This is a genomic window from Sphingobium aquiterrae (assembly GCF_037154135.1).
GTDB classification, from domain to species: Bacteria; Pseudomonadota; Alphaproteobacteria; order Sphingomonadales; family Sphingomonadaceae; genus Sphingobium; species Sphingobium aquiterrae.
The window spans coordinates 1-20991 of the sequence record NZ_JBANFL010000026.1; the positions used below are offsets into that span (position 1 = coordinate 1).

General features: G+C 66.9%; 18 protein-coding genes and 1 tRNA gene. 6 read left to right on the forward strand and 13 right to left on the reverse strand.

Annotated features, from left to right (window positions below):
• The first annotated feature begins 132 nt into the window (after window positions 1–132).
• The gene (locus tag WFP78_RS20620) at window positions 133–549 is read left to right on the forward strand and encodes a hypothetical protein (protein WP_336966307.1); all 417 of its coding nucleotides are present in this window, start codon (window positions 133–135) and stop codon (window positions 547–549) included.
• Here the strand turns inward: WFP78_RS20620 and glgX are convergent.
• Window positions 544–2409 (reverse strand): glycogen debranching protein GlgX, encoded by a 1866-nt coding sequence (gene glgX, locus WFP78_RS20625; RefSeq protein ID WP_419723012.1) that lies wholly within the window; start codon window positions 2407–2409, stop codon window positions 544–546. The two genes, WFP78_RS20620 and glgX, sit on opposite strands and share 6 nt — an antisense overlap.
• Window positions 2410–2429: 20 nt before the next feature.
• Window positions 2430–3905 (reverse strand): glycogen synthase GlgA, encoded by a 1476-nt coding sequence (gene glgA / locus WFP78_RS20630; RefSeq protein WP_336966312.1) that lies wholly within the window; start codon window positions 3903–3905, stop codon window positions 2430–2432.
• Between the two features lie 150 nt (window positions 3906–4055).
• On the opposite strand from glgA, the gene WFP78_RS20635 reads away from it, so the two are divergent.
• Both WFP78_RS20635 and WFP78_RS20640 read left to right on the forward strand, forming a co-directional pair.
• Window positions 4056–4132, forward strand: a tRNA-Pro gene (locus WFP78_RS20635).
• 181 nt (window positions 4133–4313) lie between these two features.
• Complete coding sequence (locus WFP78_RS20640; RefSeq protein WP_336966314.1) at window positions 4314–4799, forward strand: HNH endonuclease; 486 nt, start codon at window positions 4314–4316, stop codon at window positions 4797–4799.
• 161 nt (window positions 4800–4960) lie between these two features.
• Here the strand turns inward: WFP78_RS20640 and WFP78_RS20645 are convergent, their stop codons facing one another.
• Window positions 4961–6400 carry a DNA recombination protein RmuC gene (locus WFP78_RS20645; RefSeq protein WP_336966316.1) on the reverse strand — a complete coding sequence of 480 codons (1440 nt, stop codon included), beginning with the start codon at window positions 6398–6400 and terminating at the stop codon, window positions 4961–4963.
• Window positions 6401–6483: 83 nt separating this feature from the next.
• Window positions 6484–7008 carry a peptide deformylase gene (gene def / locus WFP78_RS20650; RefSeq protein WP_336966318.1) on the reverse strand — a complete coding sequence of 175 codons (525 nt, stop codon included), beginning with the start codon at window positions 7006–7008 and terminating at the stop codon, window positions 6484–6486.
• A 196-nt stretch (window positions 7009–7204) separates the two neighbouring features.
• Here def and WFP78_RS20655 point away from each other — a divergent pair, with 196 nt between their 5' ends.
• On the forward strand, window positions 7205–7975 hold the full coding sequence (locus WFP78_RS20655; RefSeq protein WP_336966320.1) for a bestrophin-like domain: 771 nt from the start codon (window positions 7205–7207) through the stop codon (window positions 7973–7975).
• A 7-nt stretch (window positions 7976–7982) separates the two neighbouring features.
• Here WFP78_RS20655 and recR read toward each other — a convergent pair whose 3' ends face one another.
• Window positions 7983–8579, reverse strand: a complete 597-nt coding sequence (gene recR, locus WFP78_RS20660) for a recombination mediator RecR (RefSeq protein WP_336966322.1) — start codon at window positions 8577–8579, stop codon at window positions 7983–7985.
• A gap of 79 nt (window positions 8580–8658) precedes the next feature.
• Between recR and fmt the strand changes: the two genes are divergently transcribed.
• Together fmt and truA are read left to right on the forward strand one after the other, a co-directional pair.
• Window positions 8659–9567, forward strand: a complete 909-nt coding sequence (gene fmt / locus WFP78_RS20665) for a methionyl-tRNA formyltransferase (protein ID WP_336966324.1) — start codon at window positions 8659–8661, stop codon at window positions 9565–9567.
• A 7-nt stretch (window positions 9568–9574) separates the two neighbouring features.
• Window positions 9575–10321: a tRNA pseudouridine(38-40) synthase TruA gene (gene truA / locus WFP78_RS20670; protein WP_336966326.1), complete on the forward strand. Its 747-nt coding sequence runs from the start codon at window positions 9575–9577 to the stop codon at window positions 10319–10321.
• Window positions 10322–10503: 182 nt separating this feature from the next.
• Here the strand turns inward: truA and WFP78_RS20675 are convergent, their stop codons facing one another.
• Genes WFP78_RS20675 through WFP78_RS20710 form a run of 8 tightly spaced genes read right to left on the reverse strand, consistent with a single transcriptional unit; the run spans window position 10504 to window position 20987 of the window.
• Window positions 10504–12402 (reverse strand): XrtA/PEP-CTERM system amidotransferase, encoded by a 1899-nt coding sequence (locus WFP78_RS20675; protein ID WP_336966328.1) that lies wholly within the window; start codon window positions 12400–12402, stop codon window positions 10504–10506.
• A 10-nt stretch (window positions 12403–12412) separates the two neighbouring features.
• Window positions 12413–13948 (reverse strand): exosortase A, encoded by a 1536-nt coding sequence (gene xrtA / locus WFP78_RS20680; RefSeq protein WP_336966330.1) that lies wholly within the window; start codon window positions 13946–13948, stop codon window positions 12413–12415.
• Window positions 13945–15195 carry a TIGR03087 family PEP-CTERM/XrtA system glycosyltransferase gene (locus tag WFP78_RS20685; protein WP_336966332.1) on the reverse strand — a complete coding sequence of 417 codons (1251 nt, stop codon included), beginning with the start codon at window positions 15193–15195 and terminating at the stop codon, window positions 13945–13947. The genes xrtA and WFP78_RS20685 overlap by 4 nt, the downstream gene beginning before the upstream one ends.
• Window positions 15192–16286: a FemAB family XrtA/PEP-CTERM system-associated protein gene (locus WFP78_RS20690; protein ID WP_336966334.1), complete on the reverse strand. Its 1095-nt coding sequence runs from the start codon at window positions 16284–16286 to the stop codon at window positions 15192–15194. The genes WFP78_RS20685 and WFP78_RS20690 overlap by 4 nt, the downstream gene beginning before the upstream one ends.
• On the reverse strand, window positions 16286–17128 hold the full coding sequence (locus tag WFP78_RS20695) for an XrtA system polysaccharide deacetylase (RefSeq protein WP_336966336.1): 843 nt from the start codon (window positions 17126–17128) through the stop codon (window positions 16286–16288). The genes WFP78_RS20690 and WFP78_RS20695 overlap by 1 nt, the downstream gene beginning before the upstream one ends.
• 30 nt (window positions 17129–17158) lie before the next feature.
• Entirely contained in the window at window positions 17159–18403 is a 1245-nt protein-coding gene (locus tag WFP78_RS20700) for an XrtA/PEP-CTERM system-associated ATPase (RefSeq protein ID WP_336966339.1), read from the reverse strand.
• 29 nt (window positions 18404–18432) lie between these two features.
• On the reverse strand, window positions 18433–20040 hold the full coding sequence (locus WFP78_RS20705) for a hypothetical protein (RefSeq protein ID WP_336966341.1): 1608 nt from the start codon (window positions 20038–20040) through the stop codon (window positions 18433–18435).
• Window positions 20040–20987, reverse strand: coding sequence for an AAA family ATPase (locus WFP78_RS20710; RefSeq protein ID WP_336966343.1), 948 nt, complete (start codon window positions 20985–20987; stop codon window positions 20040–20042). Before WFP78_RS20710 ends, WFP78_RS20705 begins: the two co-directional genes overlap by 1 nt.
• Window positions 20988–20991: the final 4 nt, after the last annotated feature.

A 20991-nucleotide genomic window follows, 5' to 3' on the forward strand; every position in this document is an offset into this window, starting at 1 on the left:
CCCCGCCCGCAAGGGCACGATGATAACCCCGGACTCCAGTTATGACCGGAGGAGAAATGGGGAGCACGTCAATGGCCGTCGGAAATTCAACCCTCCTTGATCGCCCCTAGGAATGCCGCCAGCCCGCACGCGATGATCGCGGAGGTCCTGGTATCGCTGCTGTCCTCGATCAGCGACGACGTCGAAACGAAGTTCACCGACTTCGAAAGGCGCGTGCTATTCAGTGACACACGAACCGCCGGGCAGTCCCAGCAGACCCAGATGAGAAATCCCAGCAGGGGTGTCGGCGCCCATGCCACGAGCGCATCAGCAGAAGGCTGCGGAGGTCTGGAAGGCGCGGCAGACGCTGACCGATACGCTGTCCACCGCCTGCACGCAAAGGCACCGGACACTGACACACAGGCCATGCACATAGGCGTTGCAACCCTGCAAGAACCGGGGATTTCCGTGTGTTTGATGGAGAATTATTCCAGGTTCGAATCCTCTACCCCCAATCATTTATTTTTGCGCCTGATTTGGCGCGCGCAGCAAGCATTGTCAGCACTATGATTTTCGCCGGATGGCGACGCTGCGGGCGGCCACGACCACCGGGCCGATGGGTGTTTCGCAGGTGACATCGTTCACGCCGCGATTGAAGCAGAGCGCCACCCCCTCCTCTCGGTGATAAAGCGTCAGCACGGACCCCTCGGCCATTTCCCAGTCCACCGGAGCCATCATCGCACCATCCGGGCGCAGCCAGGCGACATCCTCCCCGGCGAGCCAGCCTGTCCCATGCAGCGCCGGGATGTCCGCGCGCAGGGTGGCCAGTGCCATGGCATGCGCCTCGATCTCCCGGTCGCGGCCTTCCCAGTCCAGCCAGGTCATTTCATTGTCCTGCGCATAAGCATTGTTATTGCCTTGCTGACTGCGGCCGAATTCGTCGCCGGCGGTCAGCATGATCGTGCCGCGCGAAAGGAACAGGGTGGAGAGCAGCGCCTTCACATCGCGCCGGCGCGCGGCGACGATCGCCGGATCGACGCTCGCGCCTTCGACACCGTTGTTCCAACTGAAATTCTCGCCATGGCCATCGCGATTATCCTCGCCATTGGCATGGTTGTGGCGCTGCGCATACGCAGTCATGTCCGCAAGCGTGAAACCGTCATGCGCGGCGAGGAAATTGACGCTGCGGGTGGCCGTGGCGCCATGATGGGCGAAGATGTCGGACGATCCAGCAAGCCGCGTGGCAAAGGCGCCCAGCATATGCGGATCGCCGCGCCAGAAGCGCCGCATATCGTCGCGATAACGGTCGTTCCATTCCAGGAAGCGCGGATCGAAGCGGCCAAGCTGATAGCCGCCCGGGCCGATATCCCATGGCTCGGCGATCAGGATGCGGTCGGCGAGCAGCGGGTCGGCCAACATCTCGCGCAACAGTGGCGCTTGCGGGTCGAAGCCATCGCGCAGCCGCCCCAGCGCGGGGGCGAGATCGAAGCGGAAACCGTCGATGCCGCAGCCCGCGAAATGGCGCAGCGAATCGAGGATCAGGCAGCGCGCGACCGGGGCGTTGCAATCGATGCAGTTGCCCGTCCCGGCATCGTTGATGAGGCGCCACTGATCGTCATGGCGGAAATAGCCCCGCGCATCGAGCCCGCGCAGCGACAGCGTCGGCCCCAGCACGTCGCTTTCGCCATCATGATTATAGACCATGTCCAGCAGCACCGCGATGCCGGCATCGTGCAGCGCCGCCACCGTACGGCGCAATTCGGCCATACCGCCGGGGGCAAGGCGCGGATCGAGCGCGAAATAGCCGACCGGATTATAGCCCCAGCCATTGCGCAGGCCGAGCGGCGGCAGATGGCGCTCGTCGATCCAGGCGTTGATGGGCATCAACTCGACGGCAGAGACATGCAGCGCGCGCAGATGATCGATCACCGCCGGATGGGCGAGCGCCGCGATGGTGCCACGCTGATGCGCCGGCACATCGGGATGGCGCATGGTGAAGGCGCGGACGGAGAGTTCGTAGATCAGTTCGCCCGGCGCGAAGGCCGGCGGCGGGGGCGTGAGCGGCGGCGATGACGCTTCCACCACCGCGCGCGGCATCAACGGGGCGGTATCGCCCCCCTCCCCCCGGCGCGCAGCCAGTGCCGGGTCATAAGCGAAGGGCCGGTCGATGGCCGTCGCATAGGGATCGAGCAGCAGCTTGTCGGGATCGAACCACAAGGCCGCGGCGGGATCATAGGGGCCATCGGCGCGCAGGCCATAATGCGCGCCGGGGCCAAGGCCGGGCACGAACAGGCTGAACAGCCCCTGCCCGTCCGGCGCCATCGCCAACCGCTCGATTTCGCGCTCGCCCTCGAACAGGCAGAGGGTCAGCGTCTGCGCCGTCGACCATATGGTGAAGCCTGTCCCGTCGCGCCCGACCTGCGCGCCCATCTGCGGCAGGTCGTCTGGGTTCATGCCAGCAGCGACCGGAAGAGGTCGGCATAACGCGCGGCGCTCGCCTCCCAGCCGAAATCGGCGCGCATTCCGGCCCGCTGCATGGCGCTCCATTGCGGCCGGTCATGATAGAGCGCGATAGTGCGCTTGATCGCGCGGCGCAGGGCATGGCCATCGCCCGGCGCGAACTGGATGCCGGTGGCGACACCGGCGCGCGTCGCGGCCTCATTGGCGTCGATCACCGTATCGGCCAGCCCGCCGACACGCGCGACCACCGGCACGCAGCCATAGCGCAGCGCATAAAGCTGGGTGAGGCCGCAAGGCTCGAAGCGCGAGGGGACGAGGATGGCGTCTCCGCCCGCCTGTAGCAGATGCGCCAGCGCCTCGTCATAGCCGATCCGCACGCCCACGCGCCCGCCCGCTCTCCCACGATGCCGGTCAGCGGCGGCTAGGAAAGCGCCCTCCAGCGCCTGGTCGCCCGAACCGAGCAGGGCCAGCCTGCCGCCCATCGCCACCAGATCATCGACCGCATCGGCCAGCAGATCCATGCCCTTCTGCCATGTCAGCCGGCTGACGACGACGAACAGCGGGCCATGATCGCGCGCAAGCCCGAAGCGCTCGGCAAGGAGGCGGCGATTGCCTTCCCGCGCGCTCAGGGCGCGGGCGGTGAACGGGCGGGCGATGGCGGGGTCGGTCGCCGGGTTCCATTCCTCCCGGTCGATGCCGTTCAATATGCCGTGCAGCCGGTCGGCGCGCGATTCGAGCAGGCCGTCCAGCCCCATGCCATGGGCGGGCGTGCGGATTTCCTCGGCATATGTCGGGCTGACGGTGGTGATGGCGTGGGCGCAACTGATGCCAGCCTTCAGGAAGCCGACACTGCCATAATATTCGACGCCGTCCACGCTCCACGCTTCGGGGGGCAGGCCGAGCCGGTCGAAGACCTCGCGGCCGAACACGCCCTGAAAGGCCAGATTATGGATGGTGACGACGCCGGGCACATCGGGCGCGGCCGCCGGGCCATAGCGCATATAGGCGAGCGCCAGCGCCGCCTGCCAGTCATGCGCATGCACGACATCGGGCCGCCAGCCGCGCAGCGCCCCCGCCGCGATATCCGCCCCCGCCCGCGCCAGCGCGGCAAAGCGGCGCCAATTGTCGTCCCATGCCCGGTCTGCCGACGCGCCATAGGGGCTTCCGGGGCGATCGAACAAGGCGGGCGAATCGAGGATGAGCAGGTCGAGCGCGCCATGCTTCACCGCGACGATGACCGCAGGCGCACCGAACAGATCGGCATAGCGATGCACCCGCCGCCCCTTGCCGCCCCCCGCCGCAATCGCCGCCATCACCCCCGGATAGCCGGGCAGCAGCGTGCGCACCGCGATCCCCTGCACCGCAAGCGCGGCCGGCAGCGCCCCGGCAACGTCCGCCAACCCGCCGGTCTTGACCAGCGGATGGATTTCCGACGCGATGGACAGCAGCTTCACAGGGCGACGCACGGACAGATCATGGGCCAAGATGTGCGAGGAACGGGCGCCAAGTGCAAGCGCAATGGACGCCTTCCAAGGCTCGCCCAAGAAAAGCGTCGGGCAGGCATCATGTTCGGCTTGCATGTTTGGGAACATGCCCCTAAATGCCGCGGCTCCGGTCGGGACGTAGCGCAGCCTGGTAGCGCATCACACTGGGGGTGTGGGGGTCGGAGGTTCGAATCCTCTCGTCCCGACCAAAAATACCAAGCATTTGCAATGGGTTGTGCGGGCAGCGAAAGCTGCCCGTTTCCGTGTGTGCTCCGCTGTCTAACGCATGTGTAACAGCGCCGCTGAAAGCCAGCGAGGGCAAGCCGCCCACGGGTTCGAATCCCATCCAATCTATGGAGCTTCGCCCGTCAACTCTGTTATGATCCCAAAATGACTCTGTTCGCTATCGATCCCGATCCCGTTCCCAGTGAGGAAGACCTCTCTCCATACCTGGCGCGCAAATTCACCGTGCGCCCTGATAAATGGCGGGCGCTTGCAGAAATGCATTGGAAGCTCGATTTTCGCGAACGCAACCCAGATGCTTTCGTGATCCCGTTTGCGGAAGATGCCTTCCCGGCGATCGGTTTTCTATCCTATAAATCGTATCAAGCTTCCGCCCTCTGGAAGTCAATTCGGAGGGAGGAATTGCTTAAAGCTGGCGGTCGTTGCGCGGCGTGTAGCGAACGCCCCGACACAATCCACCATCGGGATTATCGACCTCGGGTTCTACGGGGTGAGGATCGAAATGCGCTGATCGCATTGTGCAAGTCCTGTCACACCAAGGTCCACCGTGACGGTGAACGGCGCGAACGTAGCTGGGATGAGAGCGAGCAAGTTTTGCGCGAAATAGTCATACGGACAGCAATTGCTCGCTGACAGCAACTGCCCCGCACCCGAGGGCGCGAGGCGCTGCACAGCGTCAAGCTTGTAAGAAGGAGACGAACCCCCGCTGGAGCGGTCGTTGGATTGGCGATGAACGCACCGCTATGCCTCGACGCAGGTGAATGCCAAAAAGCCCCGCATAAACTCTATCGTATCTACTCCACCGCATCCGGCAGCATCCGCGCCTCATCCACGCCGCGCAGCGCCTCGGGTGAGGACGGTTCGCGCGCCAGCGCCTCGATCGGTTCCAGTTCCTCCAGTTCCCGGTCCGCGGTTTCGATGTTCAGGTCGCGGAACTTGCGTCCCGTCACCAGCACGCGCGATTCAAAGCTGGCGGTGAAGGCGTTATAGTCGCCCACCGCACCGTTCAGGCGCGTGCCGAGCTTCTTGAGCGCGCCGGAGGCGACCGACAGGCGTTCATACAGTTCCTTGCCCAGATGGCCGATGCGCTTGGCTTCCTCGGCCATTTTTTCCTGTCGCCACACGGCCGCGACAGTGCGGGCGATGGCGACGAGGTTGGTGGGGGTGGCCAACAGCACGCGGCGCTCGAATGCCCAGTCCCACAGCCCCTCGTCCTGCTCCAGCGCGGCGGAGAGGAAATGCTCGCCGGGGATATACATGATGACATAGTCGGCCGCCTTGCCGAAGCGCGCCCAATAATCCTTCGCGCCAAGCTGCTGCGCGTGCAGGCGGATGGAGGCGGCGTGATTTTTGAGGTGGCCGGTGCGCAGCGCCTCGTCCACCTCGTCCGACGCGTCCAGATAGGCGTTCAGCGAGCATTTGGCGTCGATGATGAGTTCGCGCCCGCCCGGCAGGCTGACGATCACGTCGGGGCGCAGCCGGCCGTCCTCGGTATCGACCGACACTTCGCTGCGGAAGTCGGCATGGGGGCTGAGCCCGGCCTGTTCCAGCACATTGCGCAGCGACTGTTCGCCCCAGCGCCCGCGCGCCTTGGGACTGGAGCGCAAGGCATTGACAAGCCGCGCGGTCTCGTCGCGCACCTGGCCCTGGCCAGTGCGCACCTGCTCCACGGCCTCGCGCAGCGACGCATAACTGTCCACCCGCTCCTTCTCGACCCGGCCGAGCCCTTCCTCATAGCGCTTGAGCGTGGTTTCGACCGGCTGGAGCAGGATCTTGAGCTGCGCCTCGCTCTTTTCATTGGCCTGGAGGAAGCGCTCGTCGGCACGCTTGAGGAATTGCCCCTGCGCTTCGGCCAGCACTTTCTGGGCGAGTTCGGCGAACTGGGCGGAAAGCTGTTCCTTCGCCTCCATCAGCGTGCGGACCTGCGCTTCAAAGGCTTCGCCGCGCGCCTGCTGGTCGGAACGGAGCGCGGCAAGATCGCGCAGCGCCGCTTCGCGCTCGGCCTGCACCGTCTGCAAGGTCTGCGCGAGCGACGCCGCCTGCCGCGCCCGCTCCTGCTCGACCACCAGATCGCGCAGCGCCGCGTTGCGCTGTTCCTCCACGGTGGAAAGCCGCGCGGCCACATCGTCACGCTCGCGGCGCAATGGCGCGAGCGGCCGGCCACCCAGCACCCAGCCGGCAACCAACCCCGCGATCAGCGCGAACATGATGAGAATCAGGGCAACGGCATCCATAGGGTCAGGCTCTCAAAACAGGAACGAAATGAGAACCTACAGACCCCGCCATCGACTGGCAAGGGGACGGCGCAGGCCTGGGGTCAGGCGGCCTTGCGCGCCTTGTTCAGCTTCTTGATCAGCATTTCCCGCTTCAGGCGCGAGAGATGGTCGATGAAGAGGATGCCGTCCAGATGGTCCATCTCATGCTGGAGGCAGGTGGCGAGCAGGCCCTCCAGGCGCTCTTCCCGGATGCGGCCGTCACGGTCCATCCAGCTGGCGCGAATGCTCGCATGGCGCTCCACCTCGGCATATTGTTCGGGGACGGACAGGCAGCCTTCATTATAGACCGACATGTCCTGCGACCCTTCCAGGATCTGCGGGTTGATGAAGACCATCGGCTTGCGCACCGGCGGGCCGTCTTCCTCTTCCGGCTCCTGCAGGTCGATGACCAGCAGCCGCTTGGGCACGCCCACCTGGATCGCGGCCAGGCCAATGCCCGGCGCGTCATACATGGTGTCGAACATGTCACCGATCAGCTTTTGCAGATCATCGTCGATCGCTTCGACAGGCGTCGAGATGGTGCGCAGCCGGGGGTCCGGCGTTTCAAGGATCGGTAGGATGGCCATGGACGATAAAATATGAGGGATGCGGCGGAATATCAAGCGGGCACGCGACGACGGGCGTGCTTTGTTCGCAGGGCGGGCGGGGCTCGCGGGACCGGCGGGGGCATGCGATCCGTTCGCGGAGCGGAAAGGTGGTTCTTGCCCGCCGTGCGGATTGTCATCATCATCGATCGCTGAACAGGCTTTGCGGGGATCGTGAATGATATTGTTACAGACCCTGCCGTTGCCGGTGGTCGGATTGGGCATCCTCATCGCCCTGCTGCTGGCGATGGAGGCGGGTTTCCTGCTCCAGCGGCGCATGAAGGCACGGCACCCGGGGAAATCCGCCGCCGCCGCCGCGCCGGACTATCTGCTGTCCGCGGTCCTCGGCCTGCTCGCCCTGTTGCTGGGCTTCACCTTTTCGCTGACGCTGAACCGTTATGAAGCGCGGCGCGACCTTGTCGTCCAGGAAGCCAATGCCATCGGCACGACATGGCTGAGAGCGCAGCTTCTGGAAGGGCCAAATCGCATGGCCATGAGCAACCTGCTGCGCGCCTATGCCAAGGCCCGGATAGACTGGTCGCACGATCCGGCGCCCGTTCCCGATAGCGGCGCCACCGAAGCCATCCAGAAAAAGCTCTGGGCGGAAACAGGTGTCGCCATCCGGACGGAGCCGTCGGCCCAGCTTTCAAACGGCCTGATGGTCGCGATGAATGAAAGTTTCGATGTCGCATCGGCCCGGGGCGTCGCGCGATCGGCCCATATCCCCGATGAAGTGCTGGCGATGCTGCTGCTCTACGCCATCCTCTCTTCGGGCATGCTGGGGCATATCATGGCGAACCGGGCGCAGCCGCATCGCGGGGCGACCACCCTGCTGCTTGCCCTCGTTTCGCTCGCGATGGTGCTGATCCTGGACGTGGACCGCCCCCTTGGAGGCGCCATCCAGGTTTCGCAAAAGCCGCTTGAGGATTTGCGGGCGAGCATGAAATAGCGTCCCCCTACCCCACCGGCCGCCGCGCGCGGAGCGCCTGCGCCAGCGTGCCTTCGTCCAGATAGTCGAGCTCGCCGCCCACCGGCAGGCCATGGGCAAGCTGGGTCAGGCGGATGGGGAAGCTTTCCAGCCGCTCGGCGATATAATGGGCGGTCGTCTGCCCCTCCAGCGTGGCGTTCATGGCTAGCACGACTTCGTCGATGCCGCCCGCCGCCACGCGGCCGATGAGCGAATCGATGGAGAGGTCTTCGGGCCGCACGCCGTCCAGCGCGGAGAGCCGCCCGCCCAGCACATGGAAGCGGCCGGGGAACAGGCGCGACTTATCCAGCGCCCACAGATCCGACACGTCCTCCACCACGCACAGCGCGCGGGCATCGCGGCGCGGATCGGTGCAGATGGCGCAGGGATTGACGGTGTCGACATTGCCGCAGATGGCACAGGTTTCCAGCCGTTCGTTCACCGCCTCCAGCGCGCGCAGCAGCGGCGCCATCGCCGCCTCCCGCTTCTTCAACAGATGCAGCACGGCGCGGCGGGCGGAACGGGGGCCAAGCCCCGGCAGGTGGGAAAGCGCTTGCGTGAGCGCGTCGATTTCGGGCGATGCCATGGGCAGACACATAGGGCGGCGGCCCGCGCAGGCACAATAGCCCTTGCGCTTCGCCGCGTCTGGGGCTTTGGAGGGCGCCATGCGTATCATCTACATGGGCACGCCCGATTTTGCCATGCCGGCGCTGGAAGCGTTGTCGCAGGCCGGGCACGAGATCGTCGCCGTCTACAGCCAGCCGCCGCGTCCGGCGGGCCGGGGCAAGGCGCTGCGCCCCACCCCCGTCCACGCCCGTGCCGAAGCGATGGGGATAGAGGTGCGCACGCCGCTGTCGTTGAAGGAGACACAAGTGCAGGCAGCGTTCGCGGCGCTGGAGGCCGATGTCGCGGTGGTGGCCGCCTATGGCCTCATCCTGCCGCGCGCGGTGCTGGATGCGCCGCGCCTTGGCTGCCTCAACATCCACGCCTCGCTGCTGCCGCGCTGGCGAGGGGCCGCGCCGATCCAGCGCGCGATCCTGGCCGGGGACAATGTGACCGGCGTCACCATCATGGACATGGAGGCCGGGCTCGACACCGGGCCGATGCGCGCCAAGACGGTGACCCCGATCGAGGACAAGACGGCAGGCGCGCTGACCGACGAGTTGGCGGCGGCGGGCGCGGCGCTGATGGTGGAGGTGCTGGACGACCTGTCACAGAACCCGCCGGTGCCCCAGCCGGAGGATGGCGTCACCTATGCGGCGAAGATCGACAAGGCCGAAAGCCGGATCGACTGGCACCATGAGGCCCATGCGATCGAGCGGCAGGTGCGCGCGTTCAATCCGGCGCCGGGGGCTTATTTCACCTATGCGGGCGAGCGGTTCCGCATCCTGGCCGCCCATGTCGAGGAGGCGAGCGGCACGCCGGGCATATTGCTGGACAACAGCCTGCTGATCGCCTGCGGCCGGCACAGCATCCGCCCGACACTGATCCAGCGGGCGGGCAAGGGCGCGATGAACCCGGGCGAACTGCTGCGCGGCTTTGCCATGCCGGCGGGCAGCATGGTCGCGCTGTGAGCGCCTTGTGAGCCGATACGCCTTCACCGTGGAGTTTGACGGCCGCCCCTTCATGGGCTGGCAGCGGCAGGCGCATGGGCCGAGCGTGCAGCAGGCGATCGAAGAAGCGATTGCGGCCGTGACCGGCGCGCAGGCGGTGCTCCATGCCGCCGGGCGCACCGACGCGGGCGTCCACGGCCTTGCGATGCGCGCCCATGCCGATGTGGCCAGGGACATCACCCCCTTTCGCCTGATGGAGGGGATGAACGCGCTGCTGCGCCCTGCCCCGGTCGCGATCCTGGATTGCGCCATCGTGCCGGATGACTGGCATGCGCGCTTTTCCTGTGTCGGGCGGCGCTATGTGTACCGGATCGTCAATCGCCGGGCGCCGCTGACCACGGAGCGGGGGCTGGCCTGGCGCGTGACCCGGCCACTGGATGCCGATGCGATGCACGCGGCGGCCCGGCATCTGGTCGGGCGGCATGATTTCACCACCTTCCGCTCCGTCCATTGCCAGGCCGCGAGCCCGGACAAGACGCTGGACCGGCTGGACGTGATTCGCGAAGGCGAGCGAATTGCGGTGTACGCAGAGGCACGATCCTTCCTGCATCATCAGGTGCGCTCGATGGTGGGATGCCTGGCCATGGTCGGCACCGGGCAGTGGACGGGCGATGACTTGAAGGCCGCGCTGGACGCGAAAAACCGTGCTGCGCTGGGCCTCAACGCCCCGCCGGACGGGTTGTATTTCGTGGGCGCCGATTATCCGCAGGATTGAACATCCGCATCGCCGCCGGGAGCGTTAACATAAAAAAGAGGCCGATCCCGAAGGACCGGCCTTTGAAAGTTTTAGGAGAGGATGCCTGAAAGGCACGCCCTTTATGTCCGAAATGGTTTTATGCTGCAAATGCGAAAAGCGTTATGACGATTGCATGAAACACAATCGTAACCATGTTGTCATCAGCCAAGGCCGAAAATCCGGCCCAAAGCGCGATCCAGCATCAGCAGCTGCCAGAGCAGCCGGCCATTGTCCGACAAGCCGGATTTATGATCGGCGGCCACCTTCGCCAGCGCCTTCAGGTCGAACCAGCCGGTGCGGGCCAGTGCCGATCCACCCGCGACAGCGCTCGCTTCCCCCGCCAGCGGTCCGCGGAACCAAGCGCTGATCGGAGTGACGAAGCCCATTTTCGGGCGGTAGAGAATATCCTGCGGCAGATAGGCTTCCATCGCCTTCTTCATGATATATTTGCCGCTATTGCCATGGATGCGCTGGCCGATGGGCAAGCGGCCGGCAAATTCCATCAAGCGATGGTCGAGCAGCGGCTCGCGCGCCTCCAGGCCGACGGCCATGCTCATCCTGTCGGTCTTGGTCAGGATATCGCCGGGCAGCCAGATCTTCATGTCGGCATATTGGGCGCGGTCCAGCGGATCGCGCGCCGGGGCATTGCGCATCGTGGCGATATAGCGATCCTCGCCGCGATGGCCGGCGATGGCCGCCTTGAAATCCGCGCTGTACAGGCGATGACGCACCGCATGGGGCGTAACGCCGACCGACGCGGCATAGGCTTCCGCGCCATCGCCCGCCAGTTCGAGGAAGGTGGACTTCGCGCGCAGCGGGCGCGGCGCCCAGTCGGCCTTGGGATAATATTTGCCGAGCGTGCCGAACAGCGGCGCGCGGAGGCCGGCGGGCAACAGGGAGCGCAACCGCTCGCCGCGATGCTGGAAGAGGTGGCGGCGATAACCGGCAAAGGCTTCGTCCGCGCCGTCGCCCGACAGCGCCACCGTCACCTCCTCGCGCGCCAGTTCGCACACCCGGTAGGTGGGCAGCGCGGAGGCGTCGGCGAAAGGCTCGTCGAAATGATGGGCAAGCGTGTCGATCAGGCCGAAATCGTCGGGCGAGACGATGCGGGTGCGATGATCGGTGGCGAAGCGGCGGGCGATGCGGTCGGCATAGGCGGTCTCGTCCAGCGACGCGACGTCGAAGCCGATGGTGCAGGTCTTGACCGCCTGCCGGCTCGCCTCCGCCATCAGCGCGACGACGCTGCTGCTGTCGACCCCGCCGGAGAGGAAGGCACCCAGCGGCACGTCCGCGACCATGCGCGATTGCACCGCCTGCCGCATCAGGGCGACCAGTTCCTCCTCCAGCGCGGCGGGCCGGGCGGTGCTGCGGTCGGCGAAGCTCATGTCCCAATAGCGGGTCGGGCGCGGCATCGGCTGGCCACGCACGAGGCGCAGCGTCTCGCCCGCCCCCAGCTTCTTCACGCCAGCGACGAAACAGGCATCGTCGGGGACGTAACCCAACGCCATATAATCCTCGACCGCCGTTGGATCGGGTTCACGGCGCAGCAGAGGATGGGCCAGCAAGCCTTTGAGTTCAGAGGCGAAGATGATGCTGCCATCGGAAAGCTGGGCATAGTGCAGCGGCTTCACACCCAGCCGGTCGCGCACCAGCCACAGGGCATTGGCGTGCCGGTCCAGCAGGGCGAAGGCAAACATGCCGACGAAGCGGTCGACACAGGCCTCGCCCCATTGGCGGTATCCGTGCAGGATGACTTCGGTGTCGCTATGCGTGCGGAACTGATGGCCCTTGGCTTCCAGCTCAGCGCGAATCTCAAGGAAATTGTAGATTTCGCCGTTGAAGGTGACGGCCAGGCTTTCGTCCGCCGACAGCATCGGCTGCGCGCCGCCGCCAAGGTCGATGATCGAGAGGCGGCGATGGCCAAGGCCGACGCCGGGCGCGGTCCACACGCCCGATCCATCCGGCCCGCGATGGACGAGCGCGTCGGTCATCAACGCGACGCGCGCGGGATCGACGGGCTTTGCCGTCTCGATATGGAAGATGCCTGCAATGCCGCACATGGAATGGGCTCTAGCGGATGCCGGCGCTTGCGTCAGCCAGTTCCTTGATATCCCCAAGATCGCGCAGGAAAGCGGCGATGGCGGCGTCTGCCGGGCGCCCTTCCCGCTCCTCGGCGGAGACCAGGATGGCGACGGCGCGCTGGTCGCCGCCGAGCAGCCGGGCCTTGAGGGTTTCCAGCTTCACCGTGCCGGCGCTGCCCGTGATCGTGCCGCCCAGCGCATAGAAGGTCACGACATGGCGGATGACCGGGCCGGGCGCGGTGATCTGTTGGCCCAGGCCATGGGCCGGCGCCGGCGCGGGCGACGACCATGTCCAGCCGCTGTCCGGATCGGCTGCGCCCTGCGCGAAGCCGACCAGTTCGCGGCCTTCCTCCTGCCGGTCGTACAGCGCGATGGCGAGGTCCACGACCTGCCCCCGCGCATTGCCATAGCGGCGCTGGAGCAGATGGTCGGCGCCATCGAAACGCGGCTTCCAGGGATAAGCCATGGGTTCGGCGCTGAGGCTCCAGCCCGGCACAGCGGGCAGCATGGGCGATGGCGGCAGCGCCACGGTCTGGCTGGCCATGGCGAGCGACCAGAGCGGCGCGGCGATGATCAGCAGCGCGGCGAAGGGCGCGATGACACGGAGCGTTCCGCTGCCCTTTACGCGCCCCTGCAGCCGGGCGGGATCGAACCAGGGATCGCCGGGCCTGCGATCGAAGAAGCGCCAGCCTGCCGCCATGATGATCGTCAGCACGATGGCGAAGAACACCCAGCCATAGACGACATGGTCGAAGCCGACGGCGGCGTCCACCGACGTCAGATGCGCGACATAGATGGTGGCGAAGGCGCGCACGCCATTGGCAAGCACCGACAGGCTGAGCGCGCAGGCCATGAAGGCGATGCGGCGCGGCCATGACCGGAAACAGACATTGCAGACGAGCGCGCCATAAGCGGTCATGGCGATGACGAACTTGGCGCCGGAACAGGCTTCGGCCACCTCGAAATAGCCGGTCGGCGTGGTGATGAAGATGCCGTCGATATGGGCGGGGACCGCGAACAGATCGAGCAAGATCATCGCCAGCCGCGCCGTCAGCAACTGCAGCGGCGGCACGATCTCCTCGCCGAAGGGGACCATGAAGAAGGCGTAGAAGATCGGGAACATCAGCGCGCGGGAGACGGCGGGGCCGAGCGTGACGATGACGGCGCCCTGCAGCATGACGACGAGCCCGGCATGGCGGAACAGCGCGACCCCGGCGGCGTCGCCCAGCAACCAGCCGAAAGCGCCCGCCGCCAGCCAGAGCAGCCCCGGCGCCCATGCGGCGGGGGTTAGCTGGCGCAGGCCGGGCAAACGCTGTTGCACCAGCCAGCCGATCAGCAAGGGGATGAACAGGCAATGGCCGAAGGTGGAGGCCGTCCACCAGATCGTCACCATGGCCATGGCGTCGCGCGCAAAGACGGCGAGGATCAGGGCCCACAGCGCGCCGAGCACGGCAAGATGCGCGCGCCAGCCGGTGAGGCCCGCAATGCCCTGCGGCAGCGTTCGGGAGAGCGCGAGCCGGGTCATGCGGCGCGCATGGCCCTGGATGCCTTCGCACCCCCCAGCATCGCCGCGAGGGGCGCGAGCGTTGCGTCCCAATGATAGCGTGCCTCCACCCGCGCACGGGCCGCCGCGCCCAGCCTTTGGGCACGGACCGGATCGTCCAGCAGCGCGCAGACCATGCGCGCCTCCCCGGCGGGATCGGCCGCAACCAGCAGATGTTCGCCATCCACCGCGTCTATGCCCTCGGCCGCCTGAGTGGAGGCGACGACCGGGCGGCCCATCGCCATCGCTTCGAGGATCTTGTTCTGGATGCCGCGCGCGATCCGCAGCGGCGCGACGGCCACATCGGCGGCGGCGAGCCAGCCGCGCACATCGGGCACGCCGCCAGTGACGATGACGCCGGGCTGCGCGGCGAGCGCCTGCACCGCCGTCACGGGATCGCGCCCGACAATGGCGAAACGCGCATCGGGATGCGCGGCGCGGATGGCGGGCATGCTGTCGCGCGCGAAGCTCGTCACCGCCTCGATATTCGGGCGATAATCCATCTGGCCGGTGAAGACGATCAACGGCCCCTGCCCCCGCTCGACCGGATCGAGCGGCGCGAAATCGGCATCCGGCGCAAAATGATCGAGCGCCACGCCATTTTCCAGCGCGCGCACGGCATCGGCGCCTAGCCCGGTCGCACTGCGGAACAGCGCCGCCTCCGCCTCGCTGACGAAGGTCGAGACATCGGCGCGCGCCGCGACACGCGTCTCGAAATCGAACAGCAGCCGCGCCTCCCGCCGGTTGATCCAACCCATCGGCCCACCCTGCTCCGCACCATAGGCGGCATATTTGGCGGAATCGAAGTCCACGAAATCCATCATGAAGCGGATGTCGGCGGGCAACACCGGCACGAAATGCGCCATCTGGGCGGAGAAGCAGATGACCGCCGCGATGGGGCGGCTGGCCAGCACGTCCTGCACCCAGCGATGCAGGCGGGGATGATCGAACAGGGCAACGAGCAGCGACTGGTGGCGGACAAGGCCGGCCAGCCCCGCCACCGCGCGCGAGCGGTCGCGCCGGGTCACCGCCTGGCTGGCGGCGACCTGCGCGAGCATCGGCGCGAACCCCTCATCCCGTTCGTCATCGGCGAAGCAGCCGACATGGACGGGCGCGATCTTCGCCAGCGCGCGCAACAGATGATGCGAACGGATCTTGTCGCCCCGATCCGGCGGAAAGGGAATGCGGTGGCAGAGGTAGAGGATCTCCCCACCGGGCGCGGCCATCATCCCAGCCCCCGCGCCAGCCACGGGCCGATGGCATTGGCGACCGGCAGCGGCAGCTTTTTCCACAGTTCCACCTTCCGGCCATAGCGGTCGCTGGTGGGGTTGATATCCCGCACCGGGCCATGCTCACGCACATGATAGGCGAGCGGGCGCGGCTCGAACCCCCAACTCTTCTTCCATGACGCCTGCCCGCTATTCGCCTTCGACCGACCGAAATCGAAAATGGTGCAGCCGCGCACGCGGGCATGGCCCATCAGGCGGAAATAGAGCAGTTCGTTCGAGCGCAGCCGCCGCGCATCCGCGATGCCCCCGCCCCAATAGGGCATCACCGCGCCATGATGGTAGAAGCTGAGCACCGCCGACACCGGCCGGTCGCCCTCATAGATCACCAATATATCGGCATCCGGCCCGAATTGCGCGAGCATCCGGCGGAACAGCGCGCGGGGGAAGACGGGCGTGCCGAGGTTGCGGACGGATTGCGCATAGACGCGATAATGGTCGCGGATCAGCCGTTCGCTGGTGCCGGTTTCATAATGCAGCGCCTCGTTGGCGAGCGCCTTGCGCAGTTCGGCGCGATGCTTGCGGGGGATGGCCAGCAACTCCGCCTCGTCGTCCGCCGCGAGCGGGCGGACAAAGCCGAGATGCGCGCCTTCCGACATGCGCCAGCCGGCACCCGGCGCGATGCCGCCGCGCAATTCCATCGGCAGGCCGCCCAATGTCGCCGCAAGCGCTTCGGCGGCGCCGGCGAGCATCCCCGCCACCGCCTCATCATCGGCGAGGATGCCGCCATCGACGGCGAAGGCGGCCGAAACCAGCGCGTTGCCGAACAATCGGCTGCGCATATGGACCAGCGGCAACAGCCCGGCGATCAGGCCATCGGCACCGCGCGCGACCAGCATATGTGCGCGATTGCCCGTCGCCTGCTCCACCGCCGCGATCCAGCCTGTCCGGTGGAAGGGCGTGGATGCGGGATGGGCGCGCACATAGGCATCGGCCTCCGCCACCTGCGCGGCATCGCGCAGGTCGAGCGGCGACACCGCCCTGTCACTGGTGATGTCGCTAGCGATGCGGCTGGTGATGGGGCCGATCATCATCACGTCCGCCCCGCCTCGACCGCGGCAACGGCATCCACCCTGCCCCATTCGAAATCCCTGATCAGGCGCCGCAGCTTGGCGGCCATGACGGACAGGTTGGTATAGTGTCGCAGGCGCGACCGCAGCGGCGCGCCGGCCACGCGGGGCTGGCGCGGGTCGATCTCCCATGGGTGGAAATAGATGATCGCCGGGCGCTGGTCCTCGCGGTTCACCTGCCGGACGGCCCAGCGCGAAAAGGCATAGGGCAGCAGGCGGAAAAAGCCCCCGCCCCCCGCCGCCAGCGTGCGCCCGGCAAACAGCGCGGTCGTCACCGGCAGTTCGATGAGCGGACTGTCTTCGATCGGGCGCCAGGCGAAGCGGGGCGAGTCCGGCCAGCCATAATGGTCGTGCCGGATCGGCGCGACGCTGCTGGAATAGGCATAGCCTTCCTCCGCCAGGATGCTGTGCGCCCAGGGCGTGCGGGCATCGATGGAAAAGCTGGGCGCGCGATAGCCATGCACCCGGCGGCCGGCGGCATCCTGAATGATGGTGCGCGCCTTGCGCAGGTCCGCGCGCCATTCCTCTGGCGTGAAGGTGAAGACGCGGCGATGATCATAGCCGTGGCTGGCGATCTCATGCCCTGAATCCGCGATCCGGCGCATCAGGCCCGGATAGCGCTCCGCCACCCAGCCAAGAGTGAAGAATGTCGCCTTCACGCCGGCCTCGGCGAACAGGGCCAGCACCGCGTCGGTATTATGCTCCACCCGATATTGCATCCAGTCCCAGTCTTCGCGGGATATGGTGCGCTCAAAGGCGCCGACCTGGAACCAGTCTTCCACATCGACGGAAATGGCGTTGCGCATCTTGTGTCGGTCCCCGCCCCGGCCTTCGGATCAGGCGACCTGACCATGGCCGGGCGCACGCTCCTGATCGTCGCGCTCGACCCAGTCGATCAGCAGGGCGAGCACGCGGCGCAGCGCGGCGTCCTGCTCATCCGCCCGCGCCTCTATGGCGGTGAGGCGCACTGCCAGTTCATCGATGCGCGGATCGAGCGGCGGCGGCGCGTTGCCGATGGCGTTCAGCACGGCGCGAAGCTCGGCGATCTCGGCGCGCAAGGCGGCATGGGCCTCGGCGGAGACGGCGGGTTGGGCCTGTGTTTGCGGCTCAACCTCTTCCATCGGCGGTTCCGGCGCGATGGCGGCAATGGGCTGCGGCTCCGGCGTGAACGCAGGTTCGGGCGCGATGGCAAGCGGCGCGCCGACCGGGCTTTCGGGCAGTTCCGGCGCGACATCGAGGGCGACGGGGGGCGCCGATTTCGTCTCGGCCGCCTCGTCCCCGTCCATGTCCATCACCACGGCATCCACCACCGACGCATCGATGGTCGCAAGTCGGTCGATCGCGCCCAGCAGCAGCACGCGGCTGGTCAGTGCGTTGACGCGACGGGGCACGCCGCCGGTCGCCGCATGGATCGCTGCGAAGGCATCCGCGGTGAAGGCGGGATTGCCCTGCCAGCCGACCAGCGTCATGCGGTGGACGATATAGGGCTCGATCTCGCTGTCCATCATCGGTTCCAGATGATGGGTGGCGATGACGCGCTGGCGCAGCTGCTCCAGCTCGGGCGAGCGCAGCAGGTCGCGGAATTCGGGCTGGCCGAGCAGGAATATCTGCAACAGCGCCTGCCCGCCCAGCTGGAAATTGCTCAGCATCCGCAGCTCTTCCAGCGCGGAGACGGAAAGGTTCTGCCCTTCGTCCACGATCAGCAGCGAGCGGCGACCCGCGCGCGCCTGCGCATGAAGGAAAGCTTCCATCCGCTGCAGCAGCTGCGCTTTCGACAGGCCATCGGCATGGATGCCGAAATTCTGCGCGGCCAGGCGCAACATGTCATCGCCGCCGACCTGGGTGGAGACGATCTTCACCGCCGTCAGCCGGGCCGGATCGATGGTTTCCATCAGATGGCCGACCAGCGTCGTCTTGCCCGCGCCGATATCGCCGGTGATGACGATGAAGCCTTCACCCTGCGCCAGTCCATAGCCGAGATAGGACAGCGCCTTGCGGTGCGTCGCACTCTCGAAATAGAAATGCGGATCGGGCGTCAGCTGGAAGGGGCGCCCCTGCAATCCGTAGAACTGATCGTACATGCTTGCCTCTCCGTTCCGGCGACCTGAAATTAGAAACTGTAGCGCAGGCCCAGCTGGGCCAGTGCCGCGATAACGCTTTCCGCACTTTTGGGATCAACCGCGTCGATGCCGACGGACGCGGTGGCGGTCAGCCTGCGGCCATAGGTGCGGTGATAGGTGACATAGCCGCCGGCATTCAGCACATCGTCCAGCCCGGCGAGGCCAGCGACATAATAATTGCCGTAAAGGGTCGCATCGATGCCCGAACGATCGTCGAACTGCCGGCTGATCGAGGCATTGACGTAGTAATTCTCATCCGTCGTACCGCTGATCGCGACGTTACCATTGTCGCGGCCCACGAATTTCCGGCGGGAATAGCCGACGCCGATGCCGTAGCTGGTCGCGCCGCGCGCCACGGCGAACTGCGCGCCGATGCCGCGACGGCGGAAGTTGCCGGTGCCGACGGAACTGAGCGCATCGTCGAAACACTGGCCGCCGCCGGTGGTGGAGAAGGCGCAGCCGTTGAGGTCGCCGCTGAAGGGATTGCGGCCGGCGGTGAAGCTGGTGGACAGGTTCGCAAGCCCGCCGGTCATCATCCGCCCGAAGCTGTCGACCGCGTCGAACACCCCGACATTGAGCGAACTGTCGCGACTGGGCGCCCAGGAGAAGCTGCCGATATAGGTCCAGCTGCCGTAGCGGCGGCCGACCCGCGCCTCCAGCGAGGTGCGACGGCTGGGGCGCCAGAGCACGCCCGCATCCCAGATGATGCCATCCTGATCGTAATCCAGCAGGCGCGGCGCGCTCTTGTCCGTCACATAACGGCCGTCGCTGCCGATCACCGGATTGCCGCTGGTGTCGCGCACCGCGTCGCGGGCGCTGATCCTGATCTTTTCATAACCCACGCCGCCGACGAGGGCGAGCGTCGGCGTCATCGGCAGGGTCACGTCGCCGCGCGCCCATTTATCGTCGAAGCGCTGGTCGAGCTGGCTCGCATCCTCGCGCTGCCAGCCCGCGCCGACCGACCAGCCGAAGGGCAGAGCGCCCGGCTGCATGCCGACCGAGGCGGTCAGATAATGGCTGAGGCTGTCATCGAAACTGTCGAGCGGCTGGATCGGCGCGCCGGCCACCGACACGTCGTCGTCCACGCGGGTATAGCCCAGGCGATAGGCGGCGTTGACGGAGAGCGCGCCGACATGGGTGGTGAGCGTCGGGCCGACATAGCCGGAATAGACCTGCGTCGTCGCGTCGATAGCGCTGCCGATGCCGCCCGACGCGCCGCGGGCGCCATCGGTGCGGATGCGGGTCGCGATCGCGCCGGCTTCCAGGCTGAGCGCATTGCGGACAAGGTTGATGCGCCCGCGCGCCAGGCCGCTGACGATGTCCTGGTCCGGCATGTCGCCCTGCCAGCTGAACTGATGTTCGTAGCGGATGCTCGCCTGGCCGGCGGCGCGGCTGGTGCTGACGCTGGCGTCCACGCCGGCCGCGACATTGGTGTAGGTCAGCACATCGTCGCTGCCACCCTTCAGATTGGCGATGACGGTCTGGTCGACCTCCAGATAAGGCACGATTTCGGTGCGGCCACGGGCGGAGGCCGTCCCCGACGCGCCGGCCAGCAGCGCGGCCGTGGCCATGGCCGATGCGATGATGGTCCGCCGCATCACATGCCACCGCCATAATAATTGCCGAAGCGGCGGCCGCTGGCGGAGAATGTGATGCCGTTGAGGATGAGGCGGACACTGCCGCAGCCCTTGAGCAGGCTGGCGGCATCGCGCAGCGCATTCTCGCTGGTGCGGTCGGCGCGGACGACGAGCAGCGCCATGTCGGCATGCCCCGCAAGCGCGGCGGCCGGCGAAGCGGCGAGCAACGGCGGGGAATCGAAGATCACGATGCGGTTCGACCGCCCCTGCGTCAACGAAGCCAGCAGCCGCTGGGTGCGGGCCGAGGCGAGATATTCGGTGTCGTTATTCGTCTGGCGCCCGGCGGGCAGCACCGCGAGCGAAGGGATATCGGTGCGGATCACGCAATCCTCGACCGCCAGCGACGGATCGGCGAGCACATCCATCAGGCCGGGGCCGCCGGGCAGGCCGAGCGCGGAAAGCACGCTGGGATTGGCGAAATCGGCGTCGACCAGCAGCACCTCGACATCCTGCTCCGCCGCGAGCGAGAGCGCGAGGTTGACGGCGCAGAAGGTCTTGCCCTCCCCCGAATGCGCCGAGCAGACGAGCAGTTGGCCGCCATTCGCCGTCTTGCCGCCGCGCAACTGGTCCAGCAGCTCGCGCTTCAGGATGCGGAATTCCTCGCTGATGCCGGAGACCGGGCCATCGGGCAGCACGAACCCCGCTTCGATCAGCGCGCCGCGATCGATGGCTTCGGCCGGGCCGGGCCAGGGGCCGAGCGCGGGCGTCACGCTTTCGGGTGCGTCCGCCGCCATGCCATCCTGCGGTGCCGCAACCGGCGGCGGCATGACGACCGGCATATCGGCGGGCACGTCGATCTTCGGCGCCGCGCTGCCGCGCAGGGCCGCGCCGAAATCATAGATGTTGGTCGCGCGTTCCAGCAGCGATCCTGCCGGCGTGCCGTCCTTGATGGAGCTGTGCTTCGTCATCTCT

Excerpts from the sequence above, each read along its gene's own strand:
- WFP78_RS20705 (WP_336966341.1), bottom strand. The coding sequence starts at position 20,040 with ATGCGGCGGACCATCATCGCATCGGCCATGGCCACGGCCGCGCTGCTG.
- WFP78_RS20710 (WP_336966343.1), bottom strand. The coding sequence starts at position 20,987 with ATGACGAAGCACAGCTCCATCAAGGACGGCACGCCGGCAGGATCGCTG.
- WFP78_RS20655 (WP_336966320.1), top strand. The coding sequence starts at position 7,205 with ATGATATTGTTACAGACCCTGCCGTTGCCGGTGGTCGGATTGGGCATC.
- WFP78_RS20685 (WP_336966332.1), bottom strand. The coding sequence starts at position 15,195 with ATGATGGCCGCGCCCGGTGGGGAGATCCTCTACCTCTGCCACCGCATT.
- glgX (WP_419723012.1), bottom strand. The coding sequence starts at position 2,409 with ATGGGCGCGCAGGTCGGGCGCGACGGGACAGGCTTCACCATATGGTCG.
- WFP78_RS20645 (WP_336966316.1), bottom strand. The coding sequence starts at position 6,400 with ATGGATGCCGTTGCCCTGATTCTCATCATGTTCGCGCTGATCGCGGGG.
- WFP78_RS20620 (WP_336966307.1), top strand. The coding sequence starts at position 133 with ATGATCGCGGAGGTCCTGGTATCGCTGCTGTCCTCGATCAGCGACGAC.
- WFP78_RS20695 (WP_336966336.1), bottom strand. The coding sequence starts at position 17,128 with ATGCGCAACGCCATTTCCGTCGATGTGGAAGACTGGTTCCAGGTCGGC.
- WFP78_RS20690 (WP_336966334.1), bottom strand. The coding sequence starts at position 16,286 with ATGATGATCGGCCCCATCACCAGCCGCATCGCTAGCGACATCACCAGT.
- fmt (WP_336966324.1), top strand. The coding sequence starts at position 8,659 with ATGCGTATCATCTACATGGGCACGCCCGATTTTGCCATGCCGGCGCTG.
- WFP78_RS20700 (WP_336966339.1), bottom strand. The coding sequence starts at position 18,403 with ATGTACGATCAGTTCTACGGATTGCAGGGGCGCCCCTTCCAGCTGACG.
- def (WP_336966318.1), bottom strand. The coding sequence starts at position 7,008 with ATGGCCATCCTACCGATCCTTGAAACGCCGGACCCCCGGCTGCGCACC.
- xrtA (WP_336966330.1), bottom strand. The coding sequence starts at position 13,948 with ATGACCCGGCTCGCGCTCTCCCGAACGCTGCCGCAGGGCATTGCGGGC.
- WFP78_RS20640 (WP_336966314.1), top strand. The coding sequence starts at position 4,314 with ATGACTCTGTTCGCTATCGATCCCGATCCCGTTCCCAGTGAGGAAGAC.
- WFP78_RS20675 (WP_336966328.1), bottom strand. The coding sequence starts at position 12,402 with ATGTGCGGCATTGCAGGCATCTTCCATATCGAGACGGCAAAGCCCGTC.
- recR (WP_336966322.1), bottom strand. The coding sequence starts at position 8,579 with ATGGCATCGCCCGAAATCGACGCGCTCACGCAAGCGCTTTCCCACCTG.